Below are 17803 nucleotides of genomic sequence, written 5' to 3' on the forward strand. Positions count from 1 at the left end.
ACGCGATCGCAACCGCGAACCGAGCCATGACGCGCCGAGTCAGTCTCTCCACCATCTTCATCCGCCGGCCGATCGGCACCTCGCTGCTGGCGATGGGGTTGTTCGTCATCGGCCTGATCTGCTACCTGCGCCTGGGCGTGGCCGCGCTGCCGACGCTGAGCATTCCGGTGATCTTCGTCCAGGCCAGCCAGCCCGGCGCCGACGCCAGCACCATGGCCGCCACGGTGACCGCGCCGCTGGAGCGCCGCCTGGGCCAGGTGCCCGGCATCGACACGATGCGTTCGAGCAGCTTCGAAGGTCGCTCGATGATCTTCCTGAGCTTCAATCCCAGTCGCGACATCGACTCGGCCGCGCAGGACGTGGCCGCCGCGTTGAGCGCGGCCAGCATGGATTTGCCCTCGGGCATGCAGCCGCCCAACTACCAGAAAGCCAACCCCAACGACGATCCGCTGATTGCCATGGCCCTGACCTCCGACACGCAGTCGGCGGCGGAGCTGTACAACCTGGCCGACTCGCTGCTGGCCCAGCGCCTGCGCCAGGTGGCCGGCGTGGCCTCGGTGGACATTGCCGGCGCGTCCACTCCGGCGGTGCGCGTGGACGTGAACCTGCGTGCGCTCAATGCCATGGGCCTGTCGCCCGACGACCTGCGCAATGCCATGCGCGCGGCCAACGTGGTCTCGCCGACCGGCTTTCTGTCCGACGGCAAGACGACCATGGCGGTGATCGTCAACGACTCGGTGCGCAAGGCGGCCGACTTCGCCAACCTGGCCATCTCCAGCCAGAACGGCGTGACCGTGCGCCTGAAGGACGTGGCCAGCGTCTACGACGGCCAGCAGGACGCCTACCAGGCCGCCTGGTTCAACAGGAAGCCGGCGGTGGTGATGTACACCTTCATCCGCAGCGGCGCCAACGTGGTGGAAACCGTCGACCGGATCCGCGCCCAGCTGCCGCGGCTGGAGGCGTACCTGCCGCCAGGCACCACGCTGACCCCGTACTTCGACCGCACCCCGACCGTGCGCGCCTCGCTGCATGAGGTGGAGATCACCCTGCTGATCAGCCTGGCGATGGTGGTGCTGGTGATGGCGCTGTTCCTGCGCCGGCTGGCGCCGACCCTGATCGCCACGGTCACCGTGCCGCTGTCGCTGGCCGGCTCGGCGGTGGTGATGTACACCCTGGGCTACACGCTCAACAACCTGAGCCTGCTGGCGCTGGTGATTGCCATTGGCTTTGTGGTCGATGATGCGATCGTGGTGATCGAAAACATCATGCGCCACCTGGATGAAGGCAAGTCGCGGATGGAGGCGGCCATCGCCGGCTCGCGCGAGATCGGCTTCACCATCGTCTCGATCACCGCTTCGCTGATCGCGGTGTTCATCCCGATCCTGTTCGCCAAGGGCATGATCGGGGCGTTTTTCCGCGAGTTCACCGTGACCCTGGTGGCGGCCATCGCGGTCTCGGCGATCATCTCGCTGACCCTGACACCGACCCTGTGCAGCCGCTTCCTGCAGCCACACGATGCCAGCCAGGCCACCTCCAGGCTGGGCCGCCTGATCGAGGCCGGCCACGCGCGGATGCTGCACCTCTATACCGTGTGCCTGGATTTCAGCCTGCGCCATGCATTGCTGCTGTCGATGACGCCGTTGATCCTGATCGGCCTGACCATGTTCCTGTTCACCAAGGTCCAGTCTGGCAGCTTCCCGCCGCAGGACACCGGCCTGATCTGGGGCCGCGCCCAATCCAGCGCCACGGTGTCCTTCACCGACATGAAGAAGCGCCAGGAGCGGATCACCAACATGCTGCTGGCCGACCCGGCGGTCAAGGTCGTGGGCGTGCGCCTGGGCAGCGGCCGGCAGGGTTCCAGCGCACAGTTCAACGTCGAGCTCAAGACCCGCGCCGAGGGCCGCAGGCAACCCACCTCGGTGGTGCTCTCGCGGCTGAGCGCCAAGGCCGACAAGTATCCGGACCTGCAGCTGCGCCTGCGCGCGGTCCAGGACCTGCCCAGCGATGGCGGTGGCGGCAGCAACCAGGGCGCGCAATACGAGAAGTCCCTGCAGGGCAACGACCTGCAGGAACTCCAGTACTGGCTGCCCAGGGTGGTGGCCGAACTGAAGAAGAACCCCAAGTTCCGCGACGTTGGCAGCGACGTGGAAGAGGGCGGTCTGCGTCAGAACATCGTGATCGACCGTGACAAGGCTGCGCGCCTGGGGGTGTCGATCGGCGCCATCGACGGCGCGCTGTACGGCGCCTTCGGCCAGCGCTCGGTGTCCACGATCTACTCCGAGCTCAACCAGTACTCGGTGGTGGTCAATGCGCTGCCCAGCCAGACCGCCAGCCCCGCGCAGTTGGACGCGATCAAGCTCAAGACCCGCAGTGGCGAGATGATCCCGCTCACCGCCCTGGCCAGGCAGACCGATGCCCTGGCGCCCTCGCAGGTCACCCACCTGAACCAGTACACGGTGATGGACCTGAGCTACAACCTGGCCCCGGGCGTGAGCACCGGCGAGGCCGATGTCATCTTCAGGTCGGTGGTCGAAGGCATGCGCATGCCCGGGGACATCAAGATCGCCCAGGACAGCGGCTGGGGCGCACAGCTGAATCCCAACTCGATGGGCGTGCTGGTCCTGGCCGCCATCCTGACCGTCTACATCGTGCTGGGCATGCTCTACGAGAGCCTGATCCACCCGGTCACGATCCTGTCCACGCTGCCGGCGGCCGGTGTGGGCGCGCTGCTGGCACTGGTGGCGACCAACACCGAGCTGTCGGTGATCTCGATGATCGCGCTGGTGCTGCTGATCGGCATCGTCAAGAAGAACGCGATCATGATGATCGACTTCGCCCTGGTGGCCCAGCGCGAGCACGGCCTGGAGCCGCTGGCTGCCGTGCGCGAGGCCTCGATCGTGCGCTTCCGCCCGATCATGATGACCACCATGGTCGCGCTGCTGGCCGCGCTGCCCCTGGCGATCGGCCTGGGCGAAGGTTCCGAGCTGCGCCGGCCGCTGGGCATCGCCATGATCGGCGGCCTGCTGGTCTCGCAGAGCCTGACCCTGCTCAGCACGCCGGCGCTGTACGTGATCTTCTCCTGCCTGCAGCGGCACTGGCGCAACTGGCGCGCGCGCCGCCGCGAGAAGAAGCTGGCCGGTCGCCGCCAGCGCCTGGCCCGGGCCAGCTGAACGATCGGGGACCGGGATCGGTGCTGCAGTGCAAACGCGCGGCGGCACCGGTGGGGGATGAAAACGATCTCTTCGTGACCCGGCGCACACCGGGCGCGCGTGTGCATGCCGATGACCGCGCACGTTCAACAATCTGCAATGCGCCAGCGCCACACTGGCTGCACAGGGGCGGTAACCAGTCAGGGAGTCCGCAATGAACGTCATCAGCAACACCCGCCTGCCGCGGGTCTTCATCGACATCGAAGCAGAACAGGAGTACTGGCAGGACTGGTACCAGAACCTGCCCGGCGCTGCGGCAGCGCGCGGATTTGCCGCCTACTGGCCGGTGATCGGCGCGGTCTACGACGTCTACATCAACTATCCCGGCTGGGATTCGGACCGCGCCCAGGCGCGCTATGCGCGATGTGCCGCAGTCCAGCTGCTGGGCCTGAGCGAGCGCCAGGCCAGCGAGGTGTTCTCCCAGGTCTGGGGCCGCATCAGCGGCGAGCGCCTGGGCCGGGCGGCGCTGGAACGCACGGCGCGACCGTACGCGGCGTAGCCCCGGGATTCGCCGCGGGCCCTACCGCAACCGCGCCAGCGCCTGGCCCAGCCGCACCGGGGTCTGCGCACCCAGGTTTGGTGCCAACGTGGCCACGCCCGGCGGCAGCAGCACGATCACGGTGGAGCCGTAGTTGAAGCGGGCCATCTCGCCGAAACGCTCCAGCACGATGCCGCGGCCGCGGTAGTCCTTGCGCGTGATCCTGGTGGCGTACGCGGGGATCTCGACCCCGCTCCACACCGTTTCCACGCCCGAGACCAGCATCGCCCCGACCATCACGCAGGCCATCGGGCCAAAGTTGGTATCGAAGTGGCACACCAGCCGCTCGTTGCGCGCAAACAGGCCCTGGACCCTGGCCACCGCGTCGACGCCCACGCTGAACAGGCGCCCGGGCACGTGCACGGTCTCGCGCAGGGTGCCGGTCCAGGGCATGTGCACGCGGTGGTAGTCGCGCGGCGACAGGTACACCGTGGCGAAGGCGCCGTGCTCGAACGGCGCGGCGTCGGCGTCGCTGCCCAGCAGCGCGCTGGCGGTGAAATGGCGGCCCTTGGCCTGGAAGATGCGGCCGGACTCGATCGGCCCGCACTGGCTGATGTGGCCATCGGCCGGCATCAGCAGCGCACGCGGATCCGGGTCGGGCACCCGCGCGCCCGGCCTGAGCGCGCGGGTGAAGAACGCATTGAAGCTCGGGTAGGCGGTGGGGTCCGGCTGCGCCGCTTCGGACAGGTCCACGTTGAACCTGGCCACGACCAGGTCGATCAGGCGCTGCTTGATCGCCGGGTTGTGCGAGTACGCCAGCCTGCGCGCGAGCGAGGACAGCAGCTGGTGCGGCAGTGCATAGGTGACGGTGGTGACCAGGCTCACTTGCTGGCCTGTGTGAGCGCGAGCATGTCTGCGGCGATGGCTTGCGGATTGAACGGCGGCTGGATGAGCCCGGCCATGCGCGCCTGCGGATCGAGCACGATCAGCTGTGCGGAGTGGTCCATGGAGTAGTCCTGCGGGTTGTCCTTGAAGTGTTCGCCTGGCACCTTGATGAACACCAGGCTCATCGCGCGGGCGAAGTCCTCCAGGGCGGGAATGTCGGCGGTGGCCGCCAGGGTGTCGCGGTGGAAGGCGTGGGCATATTCGCCGACCCTGATCGGGCTGTCGCGCTCGGGATCGACCGAGACCAACAGTACCCGCGGCCGCACGCTGTCGGCCAGCGCGGCCCACTGCTTCTGCGCCTGGGCCAGCTGGGCCAGGGTGGTGGGGCACACATCCGGGCAATAGGTGAAGCCCAGGAACGCCAGGGTCCAGTGCCCGCGCAGTTCGCCCTGGGTCAGCTGCGTGCCATCGGACTGGCGCAGCGAGAATGCCGGCAGTGGGCGCGGCGTGGGCAGCAGGGTCACCGCCTGGGTTGCCGGCCAGCGCGCGTTGTTGGAGGTGGACGGCCCCAGCAGCCTGTTGCCGGCCAGCACGCCCAGCACCGCGGCGATTGCGACCAGGAGTGCGACACCCAGAGTGCGTTTGGACATTGTTTACGTTTCCGCTGCAACGAGGAACCATGATACCGGCCGCCCCCCTATAATCGGCGGCCGCCTTCCGCTGTTGCTGTCCATGACTGCCGACGCAGCCAACGCCCTGCACACCCTCATCGACCTGATCCGCTACGGCGCCAGCCGCTTCAACGCGGCCGGGTTGACCTTCGGGCACAGCCACGACAACGCGCTGGACGAGGCCACCGCGCTGGTCCTGCATACCCTGCACCTGCCGCCGGACCTGGGCCCGGCCTATGGCCAGGCGCACCTGCTGGCCGAAGAAAAGCAGGCCATCCTGGCGCTGATCGAGCGTCGCGTGGCCGAGCGCGTGCCGGTGGCCTACCTGACCGGCGAGGCCTGGTTCGCGGGCCTGAGCTTCAAGACCGATGCGCGCGCGCTGGTGCCGCGTTCGCCGATCGCCGAGCTGATCGAGTCGGGCTTTGAGCCCTGGCTGGGCGGCCGCCAGGTGCAGCGCGTGCTGGACCTGTGCACCGGCTCGGGCTGCATCGCCATCGCCATGGGCCACTACAACCCGGACTGGCAGGTCGATGGCGCCGACATCAGCGATGAGGCGCTGGCCCTGGCTGCCGAGAACAAGGCGCGCCTGCACGCCGACAACGTGCAACTGATCAAGTCCGACCTGTTCAACGGCCTGTCCGGCCGTCGCTACGAGCTGATCGTCAGCAATCCCCCGTATGTCACCAACGAGGAAACCGACGCGCTGCCGCAGGAGTATTCCCACGAGCCGCAGCTGGGCCTGCGCGCGGGGCAGGACGGCCTGGACCTGGTCCTGAAGATCCTGCGCGATGCGCCGAGCCACCTGTCCGCCGACGGCCTGCTGATCTGCGAAGTCGGCGAATCCGAACGGCACCTGGTCAGACTGCTGCCGGAAGTGGACTTTTCCTGGATCGAGTTCAAGGTCGGCCAGATGGGGGTGTTCGCGGTGGAATGCCGCGAACTGATCGCGCACAGCGCTCGGATCACGGAATTGGCAGCGCAGCGGTCGTGAGCTGCGCTTTCGCCCGTCATGACGGCAACAGCGAAAACAGTAGGTAACGGTACATCCCAATCGTGAACACATTCGGCCATCTGTTCCGCGTCACCACCTTCGGCGAGTCGCATGGCCCGGCGATCGGCTGCGTGGTCGATGGCTGCCCGCCGGGGCTGGAGCTGGACCCGGCCGAGTTCGCCCACGACCTGCAGCGTCGCGCCACCGGCAAGAGCCGGCACACCTCGGCCCGGCGCGAGGCCGACGTGGTGGAGATCCTCTCCGGCGTCTACCAGGGCCGCACCACCGGCACTCCGATCGGCCTGCTGATCCGCAACACCGACCAGCGCAGCAGGGACTACGGCACCATCGCCGCCCAGTTCCGCCCCGGCCATGCCGACTACAGCTACTGGCACAAGTACGGCATCCGCGATCCGCGCGGTGGCGGGCGCTCATCGGCGCGCGAGACCACCATGCGCGTGGCCGCCGGGGTGATCGCCAAGAAGTGGCTGGGCCAGCGCTTTGGGGTGCGCGTGCGCGGATTCCTCTCGCAGCTGGGCCAGATCAGGCCGGCCGGTTTCGACTGGAACGCGGTCGAGGACAACCCGTTCTTCTGGCCGCACGCCGCGCAGGTGGATGAACTGGAAACCTACATGGACGCGCTGCGCAAGTCCGGCGATTCGGTCGGCGCACGGGTGGACGTGGTCGCCGACAACGTGCCGCCGGGCTGGGGCGAGCCGGTCTACGGCAAGCTCGACGGCGAACTGGCCGCGGCGCTGATGAGCATCAACGCGGTCAAGGGTGTGGAGATCGGCGACGGCTTCGCCGCGGCTGCGCAGAAGGGCACCGAACACCGCGACCTGATCACCCCGCAGGGCTTTTTGAGCAATCACGCCGGTGGCATCCTCGGCGGCATCTCCACCGGCCAGGCGATCACCGCCTCGATCGTGCTCAAGCCCACCTCCAGCCTGCGCCTGCCCGGGGCCACCGTTGACGTGGACGGCAACGTGGTGGAGGTCGTCACCACCGGCCGCCACGACCCGTGCGTGGGCATCCGCGCCACGCCGATCGCCGAGGCGATGGTCGCCCTGGTCCTGATGGACCAGGCCCTGCGCCATCGCGCCCAGTGCGGCGATGTCGGCGCCGTCAGCCCGCGCATTCCCGGGTGAGCAGGAACGTGCCACGCCCGGCATGCCGCGCGGTTCCTGCCAGCACCCGGCCATGGAGGGTCGGGCCGGTGCCGCCGGCCTTGCCGTCTGGCGCCATGGATGGCCGCAGGGAATCTCGTGATGTCTAGGCCCCGGGTCTGGGTCAGCCAGCCGTTGTTCGACGACATCGTCGGGCAGCTGGCCGCGCATTTCGAGTTGACCCTGGAGCGCGAAGTGCGCAGCTATTCCTCCGATGAGCTGGCCGAGCGGCTGGCGCCGCTGGACGGGGCGCTGGTCACGCTCAACGAGCGCATCGGCGCGGCCGAGATCGGCAGCGCCGGCAACCTGCGCGCGATCGCCAATGTCGGCGTCGGCTACAACAACCTGGACCTGGAGGCGCTGAGCGCGGCCGGCATCGTGGCCACCAACACGCCCGACGTATTGACCGAGACCACCGCCGACCTCGGCTTCGCCCTGCTGATGGCCACCGCGCGCCGGATCACCGAGGCCGAAGCGTTCGTGCGCGAGGGTCGCTGGCGTGCCTGGTCGTTCACCACCCTGCTCGGCGCGGACCTGCACGGCAGCACCCTGGGCATCCTGGGACTGGGCCGGATCGGCCGGGCCATCGCCCGGCGCGCGCGCGGCTTCGGCATGCGCGTGGTCTACCACAACCGCTCGCGGCTGGCGCCGGCGCTGGAAGCCGAACTCGGCGCCTCCTGGCTCGGCTTCGATGACCTGCTGTCTGCCTCCGATCACCTGGTGCTGGTGCTGCCGTACACACCGGCCTCGCACCACCTGATCGACGCCCGTGCTTTGGCCAGGATGAAGCCGACCGCGACCCTGGTGAACATCGCCCGCGGCGGCATCGTCGATGAACTGGCCCTGGCCGATGCGCTGGCCCATGGCCGCCTGGCCGGCGCCGGGCTGGACGTGTTCGAAGGCGAACCCAGGGTCCGCCCGGAGCTGCTGGCGCTGAAGAACCTGGTGCTGACCCCGCACATCGGCAGCGCCAGCCTGGCCACGCGCCGGGCCATGGTGCAGCTGGCCGTGGACAACCTGATCGCGGCGATGGGCGTGGGGCCCAACGCCGGCCATCCGCCGAGCATCCTCAACGCCGACGCGCTCAAGGCCGCCGGGACTGGCGCTGCCGTCGCCGGCGCGAAAAACACCACCGCGAGCAAACGATAGGGAACCTTGCGCGCGCACACCGACAGCGAAAGGTTCCCCGAGCCCAAGCCCCGCGTGCCCCATGCCCCTGACCATCCTTTCCCTTGAAGAAGACACTTCCATGAGCAACACCCCATCGCGCACATTCCACGTCGCCGTCGTGGGCGCCACCGGCGCCGTCGGCGAGACCATGCTCTCGATCCTGGCCGAACGCGATTTCCCGGTCGGCACCCTGTCGGTGCTGGCCTCCGAGCGTTCGGCCGGCGGCCAGATCGAGTACCGCGGCCGCACGGTCGTGATCCAGGACCTGGCCAGCTTCGATCCGGCCGGCGTGGACATCGCGCTGTTTTCGGCCGGTGGCGCCATCTCCAGGGAATACGCCCCCAGGTTCGCTGCCGCCGGCGCGGTGGTGATCGACAACTCCTCGGCCTTCCGCTACGAGGACGACGTGCCGCTGGTGGTGTCCGAGGTGAACCCGGAAGCGGCCAGCAACCGCCCGCGCGGGATCATTGCCAACCCCAACTGCTCGACCATGCAGATGGTGGTGGCGCTGGCCCCGCTGCACCGCCAGTACGGCATCGAGCGCATCAACGTGGCCACCTACCAGTCGGTGTCCGGCGGCGGGCGTTCGGCGCTGGAGGAGCTGGGCAAGCAGACCGGCCAGCTGCTCAATTTCCAGCAGATCGACCCGCAGCGCTTCCCGGTGCAGATCGCCTTCAACCTGATCCCGCACATCGACGAGTTCCTGGACAACGGCTTCACCAAGGAGGAAATGAAGCTGGTCTGGGAAACCCGCAAGATCCTGGGCGACGACAGCATCCTGGTGAACCCCACCGCGGTGCGCGTGCCGGTGTTCTACGGCCATTCCGAAGCGGTGGCGATCGAGACCAGGATCAAGGTCACCCCGGAAGCGGCGCGCGAACTGCTTTCGCGCTCGCCGGGGGTGGAAGTGGTCGACGAGCGCGTGGCCGGCGGCTACCCGACCCCGGTGACCCATGCCTCGGGCACCGACGCGGTGTACGTGGGCCGCATCCGCGAGGACCTCTCGCACCCGCGCGGACTCAACCTGTGGATCGTCTCGGACAACATCCGCAAGGGCGCCGCGCTCAACGCCGTACAGCTGGCCGAACTGGTCGCTGCCGGCGGCTAGTGGCGGGTCCCGGGACTCGGGAGTCGGGGCTCGGGACTCGGGACTCGGGACCCGGGACCCGGGACCCGGGACCCGGGGAGGAGCAAGCGCCGACAGCGACGGCGACAGCGACAGCAGGCTTTCGCGCTGATGCGTCCGCGCCTCGGCTTTTCCGGGCCCCGGGTCCCGAGTCCCGAGTCCCGAGTCCCCAACAAGCCGTCAGACGACCAGCGCCGCGGCGCGAACGGCTATAGTCGCGGCGGGAAAACGCAGGGGATGTCCTTGAGACTGGCGGGGTGTAAACCGGTTGTGCGTGGCGTGCTGGGGCTGGTATTGCTGGCCGCCAGTGGCATGGCCATGGCGCTGGGTCTGGGCGAGATGCGGGTGAAGTCGCGGTCCGGCCAGCCGCTGGTGGCCGAGATTCCGGTCATCTCCGGCGCGCCGGGCGAGCTGGAACAGCTGCGCGCGCGGCTGGCCTCGCCGGAGATCTTCGAACGGGTGGGCCTGCAGCGGCCGACCGGGCTGGTGGGCCAGCTGGACTTTGCCGTGGCGCTGTCCGACGCCGGCGAGCCGGTGATCCGGGTCACCAGCCAGGATCCGGTGGACACCGCTTCGGTGAATTTCCTGATCGAAGTGGACTGGGGCCAGGGCCGGCTGGTGCGCGAGTATTCGGCACTGGTCGGCGCGCCCGGCGCGCTGGCCGCCGCCGACGCCCCGCAGCTCCAGGCGCCCGCGCCGGCGCCGTCAAACCGCATCGACCGCCCGGCCGTGGCGGCTGCAGCGGCACCCTTGCCGGGCCAGCCGGAGGAATCGGTGGCCAGCGAAGGGGCTGCTTCGGTCGCCTCGGCGCCGCGCGCAGACAACAGCGCGCCGGTCGCGCCCACGGGCGTACTCGAAACGGTCCGTGTCCAGCAGGGCCAGTCGCTGTCGCAGATCGCGCGCAGCCTGCAGCAGGGCGGCACCCTGGACCAGACCATGATCGCGCTGCTGCAGGCCAACCCGCAGGCCTTCATCGACAACAACATCAACAGGCTGCGCAGCGGCGCGCTGCTGCGGGTGCCGCCGGTTTCGGAGATGACCGCGCTGGCCGCGGCCGAGGCGGCGGCGATGGTCCGCCAGCAGGTCAGCGACTGGCGCCAGGCGCGCCAGACCGTGCCGCAGCCGGCCGACGCATCCGGTGCGACGCCGATTCCCCTTGCCAACGCCGCACCGGCGGTGGCCGGCGCACGTCTTGAAATCGCACCGCCGGCGGCCGATGCCGCGCAGCGGGCAGGAACGACATCCGGCACCCAGGCCGGGGGCGAGGGCGACATGCTGGCAAACGAACAACTGCGTCAGACCAGGGAAGACCTGGCCGCGCGCAACGCCGAGGTGCAGGAACTGCGTACCCAGGTGGCCGAACTGGAAAAGCTCAGGGCCCAGCAGGCCCAGCTGATCGCGATGAAGGACAGCGACCTGGCCGCCGCGCAGCAGCGCCTGGGCCAGGCCCAGGGCGGGGCAGGGGTGCCGGCCTGGCTGTGGATCGGCGCGCTGCTGGTGATCGTCGGCCTGCTGGCCTGGGCGCTGCTGCGGCGCCACCGTGGCCTGCGCCCGACGCCGGTCTACCAGGGCGCGCTAGCGGTGCCGCCGGCGGCCGGTCCGGCCGAATCGGTGCCCGTGGCCACGCCGCCGGTCGAAGCGGCCGTGCCCGGATCGGTTCCCGAAACGGCGCGCTACACGCCGGTGTACGTTTCCGCCGAACCGGCGCCGGACACGCCCGCGTCCGCGCCGGCCAGGGTCGCCACGCCGGCCTGGATGCAGACGGCCACCGCCAAGCCCACCTGGCACACCGTCGATGGCCCGCAGCCGGCCGCCACCCGGATCCTGTCCGGGATATCACCGGCCGCGGCGGCGCCTGCGCCGGCGGCCGACCCGGTGCCGGCGATTGCGCCGTCGGCCGGCAGCCGCGAGCGCCTGGAGCTGGCCATCGCCTACCTGGACCTGGGCGACACCGAAGCGGCCCGTTCGCTGCTGGCGCAGGTGGCCGCCGGCGACGATCACCAGGCCCGCGCCGAAGCCGACAAACTCCTGCGCGAGCTCGGCTAACGCCGCGCCGCGCACGGGAGTTCTTCGGCATGCGTTATGCGCTGGGCGTCGAGTACGACGGCAGCGACTTCAATGGCTGGCAGCGGCTTGAAAAAGCGGGCGCGCCGGTACACACGCCCAGCGTGCAGTCGGCGCTGGAAGCGGCCCTGTCCAGCGTGGCCGATGCGCCGGTGGCCACCGTCTGCGCCGGGCGCACCGATGCCGGGGTGCACGGCCAGTGCCAGGTGGTGCATTTCGACAGCGACGCCCCGCGTGCTCCGCGCGGCTGGGTGCTCGGGGTCACCGCCCAGCTGCCGCCGTCGGTGTGCGTGCGCTGGTGCCAACCGGTGGCCGAGGACTTCCACGCCCGGTTTTCGGCGCGCGCGCGTCGCTATCGCTACGTGCTGCTGAACCGCCAGGTGCGCCCGGCCCTGGGTCGCCAGCTGCTGGCCTGGGAGCGCCTGCCGCTGGATGCCGAGGCGATGCATCGCGCCGCGCAGGCCCTGCTGGGCGAGCAGGATTTTTCTGCGTTTCGCACCGTGCACTGCCAGGCCCGCCACCCGATGCGCGAGCTGCAGTCGATCACCGTCACCCGCCAGGGCGAGCAGGTCATCGTCCAGGTGCAGGCCAACGCCTTCCTGCACCACATGGTGCGCAACATCGTCGGCTCGCTGCTGCTGGTGGGCCGCGGCGAACAGCCCGAGCGCTGGATCGGCCAACTGCTGGCCGGCCGCGACCGCACCCTGGCCGGCCCGACCGCCCCGGCACAGGGGCTGGTGTTCGTCGGCCCCCTGTACGCGCCGCAATGGGGCCTGCCGGACGAAGTAACCTTGCAGCAGGGTGGCCCGGGGCCAGGCGTGAGCGCCGGATCGGCGCGCCGCGGCGCCTGCGATCCATCCTGAGCACGGCGCCAGCGTCTCTTTCGCGCTGGCGTGCCGTCCTTCCCCTTCGTTTCTCACTCCTTCGACCTCACTGCCTGCTGCATGTCGACCCGAATCAAACTCTGTGGCATGACCCGCCCCCAGGACGTGCGCCTGGCGGTGGAACTGGGCGTGGACTACATCGGCCTGGTCCTGGCCCGCAGCGCGCGCCAGCTGTCCATCGCCCAGGCCCGCGCGCTGCGTGAGCTGATTCCGGACAGCATCGGCGCGGTGGCGCTGGTGATGGACCCCAGTGCCGCCGAGCTGGCCGCCATCGCCGAACAGGTTCGCCCGGACCTGATCCAGTTCCATGGCCAGGAAGACGATGCGGCCTGTGCCGCAGCCGGCCTGCCCTTCCTCAAGGCGCTGCCGATGGGGGCCGGCCTGCAGGCCGAGGCGGCGATGCCGGCCTTCCCGTCGGCCTGGGGCTTCGTGCTGGACAGCCACGCGCCCGGCGGCGCCGGCGGCAGCGGCAGGACCTTCGACTGGTCCCGCTATCCGCACAAGGCCGCCAGGCCCTGCCTGTTGGCCGGCGGCCTGACCGCCGCGACCGTCGCGGCGGCCATTGCCGCCGCCCAGCCCTGGGGCGTGGACGTCTCCGGCGGCATCGAATCGGCGCCGGGACACAAGGACCCCGAAGCCATGCGCCGCTTCGTCGCCGCGGTGCGTGCGGCCTGAGGCGCCACCCGCAGACCGTCAGCCGGCCGGCGCGGGCGCGGCCAGCTCCGCCTGCATCCACTGCGCCAACGACGCCAGGCGGGCATCGGGACCGCGGCGCGGCGTGCACAGCGCCCAGCTGCCGCGGGTGCGGGTGAAGCCCCACGGCGCCAGCAGGCGGCCGCTGGCCAGATCCTCGGCCACCAGCTGGCGCGGGGCGATCGCCACGCCCAGGCCTGAGGCGGCCGCTTCCAGCAGGTAATACAGGTGCGCGAAGCGCTCGCCGTAATTCAGGTCGGCCGTGGCCAGCCCGTGTTGGGCCGCCCATTGCGGCCAGGCCTGCGGGCGCGAGCCGGTGTGCAGCAGGCGCTGCCCCGACAGTGCCTGTGGCGGTTGGCCTTCGAGCGCCGCCAGGCCCGGGTAACGCGGGCTCACGACCGGGCCGATTTCCTCATCGCCCAGCGCGATGACCTGCCAGTGGGCCGGCCAGGGCGGCTGGCCCAGCAGCAGCATCGCGTCCGCGCCGGACTGCAGCTCGGGGGATTGCTGCGCGGAAAAATGCAGGCGCACCCCGGGCAGGACCTGACCCATGCGCTCCAGGCGCGGGATCACCCAGCGCGCCAGCACGCTGGCCGAGCAGCCCAGCACCAGGGTGTCGCCGGTGTCGGCGCGGCGCAGCGCGCTCCAGGTCTGATGCAGCTGGGCGAAGGCGGCCCCGGTGGCATCGCGCAGGCGGGCGCCGGCCGCGGTCAGGACCAGGCCGCGGCCGGCGCGTTCGAACAACGGCTGGCCCAGTGCCTGCTCCAGCGCGCGGACCTGGCGGCTGACTGCGCCGTGGGTGAGGTGCAGTTCGGCGGCCGCCTGGGTCACGCTTTCCAGGCGGGCGGCGGCTTCGAACGCCCGCAGGGCGCCCAGCGGGGGCAGGGAAGGGCGGGCCATCGGTGAGTTTTCCTGACAGGTCGTGGCGATCTTATCGCTATGGGCCGGCGACCGGCTGCGCTAACATGTCGCTCCAGTCCCAACCGCCCCGCGCCCATGCCCAACGCCGCCATCGGTGACTTCCACGCCTATCCCGATGCCGCCGGGCATTACGGCCGCCACGGCGGGCGCTTCGTCGCCGAGACCCTGATCGGGCCGCTGCAGGAGCTGGCCGCAGCCTATGACGCGGCCCGGGTCGATCCGGCCTTCATCGCCGAATACGACCGCGACCTGACCCATTACGTGGGCCGGCCCAGTCCGATCTATCACGCGCAGCGGCTGAGCCGCGAGGTGGGCGGGGCGCAGATCCTGCTCAAGCGCGAGGACCTCAACCACACCGGCGCGCACAAGATCAATAACGCCATCGGCCAGGCGCTGCTGGCCAGCCGCATGGGCAAGACCCGGATCATCGCCGAGACCGGCGCCGGCCAGCACGGCGTGGCCAGTGCCACCGTGGCCGCGCGCCTGGGCCTGGAGTGCGTGGTCTACATGGGCGCCACCGACATCGAGCGGCAGAAGGCCAACGTCTACCGCATGCGCCTGCTGGGCGCCACGGTGGTGCCGGTGAGCAGTGGTTCGGCCACGCTCAAGGACGCCCTGAACGAAGCCATGCGCGACTGGGTCAGCAACGTCCAGGACACCTTCTACATCATCGGTACCGTCGCCGGCCCGGACCCGTATCCGCGCATGGTCCGCGACTTCAATGCCATCGTCGGCCGCGAGGCGCGGGCGCAGATGCTGGCCGAATATGGCCGCCTGCCGGACCTCATCACCGCCTGCGTCGGCGGCGGCAGCAATGCGATCGGGATCTTCCACGCCTTCCTCAACGACCGTGAAGTCAGGCTGGTCGGGGCCGAAGCGGCCGGTGAGGGCATCCAGACCGGGCGCCACGCCGCTTCCATCGCCGCCGGTCGGGTGGGGGTGCTGCACGGCAATCGCACCTACGTCATCTGCGATGACGACGGCCAGATCACCGAGACCCATTCGATCTCCGCCGGCCTGGACTACCCGGGCGTCGGTCCGGAGCATGCGTTCCTGGCCGACGTCGGCCGCGCCGAGTACGTGGGCATCACCGACCAGGAGGCGCTGGCCGCCTTCCACACCCTGGCCCGCAGCGAAGGCATCCTCGCCGCGCTGGAGTCCAGCCACGCCGTGGCCCAGGCGATCAAGCTGGCGCGCGAGCTGCCCGCCGACCAGTTGGTGCTGTGCAACCTGTCCGGGCGTGGCGACAAGGATGTGCATACCATCGCCGCGCACGACAACATCCAGCTCTAAGGGGGGCGCGTTTCGCTGCACCCTTCATCATCGACTTGCAAGGAACGTTTCATGGCTGACGACACCGCGTCTTCGCAGACCCCGCCGGACCCCGAGGCGCTGCCGCTGGATCCGGCGTTCTTCGAGGTGGTCAACAAGTTCGTGCAGCTGGCCAACCGCCAGGGCGGGATCCACGGCCTCAAGCGCACCAGCTTCGCCGCGCTCTACGGCGTGGCCCGCTACAACGCGTTTACCTATGTCAGCGTCGAACCGGACCTGGCGGGTTCGCGCGCCGGTTTCCTGGACTACATGAGCGCCCTGTACCGGCGCATGCTCAACGAGCACCTGGACGCGCTGGGTGCCGAACGCGGCCTGGATGTGGGCGTGTCAGAACTGGCCGAACCGGCCGCCGTCCAGGACACCAAGCCCGAATGAATCGCCTGGACAGCAGGTTCGCCGCACTCAAGGCGGCTGGGCGCAAGGCGCTGGTGCCCTTCGTCACCGCCGGCGATCCCTCGCTGGAAGCCACCGTGCCGGTCATGCGCGCGCTGGTGGCCGCCGGCGCCGACGTGATCGAGCTGGGCGTGCCGTTTTCCGACCCGATGGCCGATGGTCCGACCATCCAGCGCTCCTCCGAACGGGCGCTGGCGCGCGGGGCCGGGCTGCGCTTCGTGCTGGAGGTGGTGTCGGCCTTCCGCCAGACCGATGCGGACACCCCGGTGGTGCTGATGGGCTATCTGAATCCGGTCGAGATCCACGGCGCGCAGCGCTTCGCCCGCGAGGCCATCGATGCGGGCGTGGACGGGGTGCTGCTGGTCGACCTGCCGCCGGAGGAGGCCGCCGAGACCCGCGCGCTTTTCAACCACGCCGGCCTGCAGCTGATCGCGCTGGCCGCGCCGACCACCTCGCCCGCGCGCACCGCGCTGCTGTGCCAGCAGGCGCAGGGCTATCTTTATTACGTCAGCTTCGCCGGGGTCACCGGAGCCTCGGAGCGGCTGGACAGCGCCGCCGCCGGCCCCCGGCTCAAGGCGCTGCGGGCCGCCTCCCCGGTGCCGGTGGTGGCCGGTTTCGGCATCAAGGACGCCGCCAGTGCCGCGGCCATGGCCCCTGAGGCCGACGGGGTGGTGGTCGGCAGCGCCCTGGTCCAGGCCATCGCCCAGGCCACCAGCCCTGCGCAGGCTGCTGAACTGGCAGGGAATTTCCTCAGGCCCCTGCGGGAAGCGCTGGACCGGGGGCTGGGCTAAACTGCCGCGCTTGCATCCCGCCCCGCGCGCTGAATCAGGTTTCCATACATCCATGAGCTGGCTGAGTAAACTGATGCCTTCGGGCATCCGCACCGACGCGGCAACCCGCAAACCCAGGCGCAGCGTCCCCGAGGGGCTGTGGGAAAAATGCGACAGCTGCGGCGCGGTGCTGTACCGGCCCGAGCTGGAAGAAAACCTGGAGGTTTGCCCCAAGTGCAACCACCACATGGCCATCCGCGCCCGTGCCCGGCTGACCGCGTTGTTCGATCCGGATTCGACCCAGGAGATCGGCGCGGCCCTGGGGCCGACCGACGTGCTCAAGTTCCGTGACCAGAAGCGCTACGCCGACCGGATCAAGGCCGCGCAGAAGGCCACCGGCGAGCGCGATGCGCTGATCACCCTGCAGGGCAAGGTCAAGGGACGCGCGCTGGTCGCCAGCGCCTTCGACTTCGCCTACATGGGCGGGTCGATGGGCTCGGTGGTCGGCGAGCGCTTCGCCCTGGGCGCGGAGAAGGCCCTGGAGCTGGGCTGCCCATTCGTGTGCTTCTCCGCCTCGGGCGGGGCGCGCATGCAGGAAGGCCTGTTCTCGCTGTTGCAGATGGCCAAGACCTCGGCCGCGCTGGGTCGCCTGCGCGCGGCCGGGTTGCCGTACATCTCGGTGCTGACCCACCCGACCACCGGCGGGGTGTCGGCCAGTTTCGCGATGCTGGGCGACATCAACATCGCCGAACCCAAGGCGCTGATCGGCTTTGCCGGCCCGCGGGTGATCGAGCAGACCGTGCGCGAGAAGCTGCCCGAGGGCTTCCAGCGCGCTGAATTCCTGCTCGAGCACGGCGCCATCGACCAGATCTGCGACCGCCGCGCGCTGCGCGAGCGCATCGCCGAGCTGACCGCGATGATGATGCGCCAGCCGGCGCCGCAGGAAACCGCGGCATGAGGGTGGGTGGGAGGCCGGGACTCGGGACCCGGGACCCGGGACCCGGGAAAGCAGTGGCAAGGCTTGCAACTGGAGCCAGCGGGGGGAGGGGA

15 protein-coding genes and 1 pseudogene are annotated in these 17803 nt (G+C 70.1%); 13 read left to right on the top strand and 3 right to left on the bottom strand.

What is annotated here, in order from left to right; all coding sequences use genetic code 11:
• The first annotated feature begins 26 nt into the window (after nt 1-26).
• The gene (locus D9R12_RS06045; protein WP_122229057.1) at nt 27-3170 is read left to right on the top strand and encodes an efflux RND transporter permease subunit; all 3144 of its coding nucleotides are present in this window, start codon (nt 27-29) and stop codon (nt 3168-3170) included.
• A gap of 193 nt (nt 3171-3363) precedes the next feature.
• Nucleotides 3364-3708 (top strand): hypothetical protein, encoded by a 345-nt coding sequence (locus tag D9R12_RS06050; RefSeq protein WP_014160225.1) that lies wholly within the window; start codon nt 3364-3366, stop codon nt 3706-3708.
• Between the two features lie 21 nt (nt 3709-3729).
• On the opposite strand, the gene asd is transcribed toward D9R12_RS06050, so the two are convergent.
• Both asd and D9R12_RS06060 read right to left on the bottom strand, forming a co-directional pair.
• Nucleotides 3730-4572, bottom strand: a complete 843-nt coding sequence (gene asd, locus D9R12_RS06055; RefSeq protein ID WP_122229059.1) for an archaetidylserine decarboxylase — start codon at nt 4570-4572, stop codon at nt 3730-3732.
• Nucleotides 4569-5222: an SCO family protein gene (locus D9R12_RS06060; RefSeq protein WP_122229061.1), complete on the bottom strand. Its 654-nt coding sequence runs from the start codon at nt 5220-5222 to the stop codon at nt 4569-4571. Before D9R12_RS06060 ends, asd begins: the two co-directional genes overlap by 4 nt.
• Nucleotides 5223-5304: 82 nt before the next feature.
• Between D9R12_RS06060 and prmB the strand changes: the two genes are divergently transcribed.
• The 7 genes and pseudogenes from prmB to D9R12_RS06095 all read left to right on the top strand — a co-directional run bounded on the left by prmB (nt 5305) and on the right by D9R12_RS06095 (nt 13319).
• The gene (gene prmB / locus D9R12_RS06065) at nt 5305-6234 is read left to right on the top strand and encodes a 50S ribosomal protein L3 N(5)-glutamine methyltransferase (RefSeq protein ID WP_122229418.1); all 930 of its coding nucleotides are present in this window, start codon (nt 5305-5307) and stop codon (nt 6232-6234) included.
• A gap of 62 nt (nt 6235-6296) precedes the next feature.
• Nucleotides 6297-7382, top strand: a complete 1086-nt coding sequence (gene aroC / locus D9R12_RS06070) for a chorismate synthase (protein WP_210538988.1) — start codon at nt 6297-6299, stop codon at nt 7380-7382.
• A gap of 120 nt (nt 7383-7502) precedes the next feature.
• The gene (locus D9R12_RS06075; protein ID WP_122229065.1) at nt 7503-8549 is read left to right on the top strand and encodes a 2-hydroxyacid dehydrogenase; all 1047 of its coding nucleotides are present in this window, start codon (nt 7503-7505) and stop codon (nt 8547-8549) included.
• A gap of 100 nt (nt 8550-8649) precedes the next feature.
• The gene (locus D9R12_RS06080; RefSeq protein WP_122229067.1) at nt 8650-9678 is read left to right on the top strand and encodes an aspartate-semialdehyde dehydrogenase; all 1029 of its coding nucleotides are present in this window, start codon (nt 8650-8652) and stop codon (nt 9676-9678) included.
• A gap of 255 nt (nt 9679-9933) precedes the next feature.
• Entirely contained in the window at nt 9934-11742 is a 1809-nt protein-coding gene (locus tag D9R12_RS06085; protein WP_425479055.1) for a FimV/HubP family polar landmark protein, read from the top strand.
• 29 nt (nt 11743-11771) lie between these two features.
• Nucleotides 11772-12551: pseudogene (truA, locus tag D9R12_RS06090) on the top strand (tRNA pseudouridine(38-40) synthase TruA); the annotation flags it as partial.
• Between the two features lie 153 nt (nt 12552-12704).
• The gene (locus tag D9R12_RS06095) at nt 12705-13319 is read left to right on the top strand and encodes a phosphoribosylanthranilate isomerase (RefSeq protein ID WP_122229071.1); all 615 of its coding nucleotides are present in this window, start codon (nt 12705-12707) and stop codon (nt 13317-13319) included.
• 18 nt (nt 13320-13337) lie between these two features.
• Here the strand turns inward: D9R12_RS06095 and D9R12_RS06100 are convergent, their stop codons facing one another.
• Entirely contained in the window at nt 13338-14237 is a 900-nt protein-coding gene (locus tag D9R12_RS06100; protein ID WP_122229074.1) for a LysR family transcriptional regulator, read from the bottom strand.
• A 96-nt stretch (nt 14238-14333) separates the two neighbouring features.
• Here D9R12_RS06100 and trpB point away from each other — a divergent pair, with 96 nt between their 5' ends.
• From trpB to accD, 4 genes are read left to right on the top strand one after another with little or no spacing between them, the layout of a single operon-like run.
• Entirely contained in the window at nt 14334-15551 is a 1218-nt protein-coding gene (gene trpB, locus D9R12_RS06105; RefSeq protein ID WP_122229076.1) for a tryptophan synthase subunit beta, read from the top strand.
• 51 nt (nt 15552-15602) lie between these two features.
• Nucleotides 15603-15965 (top strand): DUF3144 domain-containing protein, encoded by a 363-nt coding sequence (locus D9R12_RS06110; protein WP_122229078.1) that lies wholly within the window; start codon nt 15603-15605, stop codon nt 15963-15965.
• Nucleotides 15962-16774 carry a tryptophan synthase subunit alpha gene (gene trpA / locus D9R12_RS06115; RefSeq protein WP_122229080.1) on the top strand — a complete coding sequence of 271 codons (813 nt, stop codon included), beginning with the start codon at nt 15962-15964 and terminating at the stop codon, nt 16772-16774. The genes D9R12_RS06110 and trpA overlap by 4 nt, the downstream gene beginning before the upstream one ends.
• A 52-nt stretch (nt 16775-16826) precedes the next feature.
• A complete protein-coding gene (gene accD / locus D9R12_RS06120; RefSeq protein ID WP_122229082.1) occupies nt 16827-17711 on the top strand; it encodes an acetyl-CoA carboxylase, carboxyltransferase subunit beta in 885 nt (294 codons plus the stop codon).
• Nucleotides 17712-17803: the final 92 nt, after the last annotated feature.

Origin of the sequence: Pseudoxanthomonas spadix (assembly GCF_003703395.1) — a bacterium.
Lineage (GTDB): Bacteria > Pseudomonadota > Gammaproteobacteria > Xanthomonadales > Xanthomonadaceae > Pseudoxanthomonas_A > Pseudoxanthomonas_A spadix.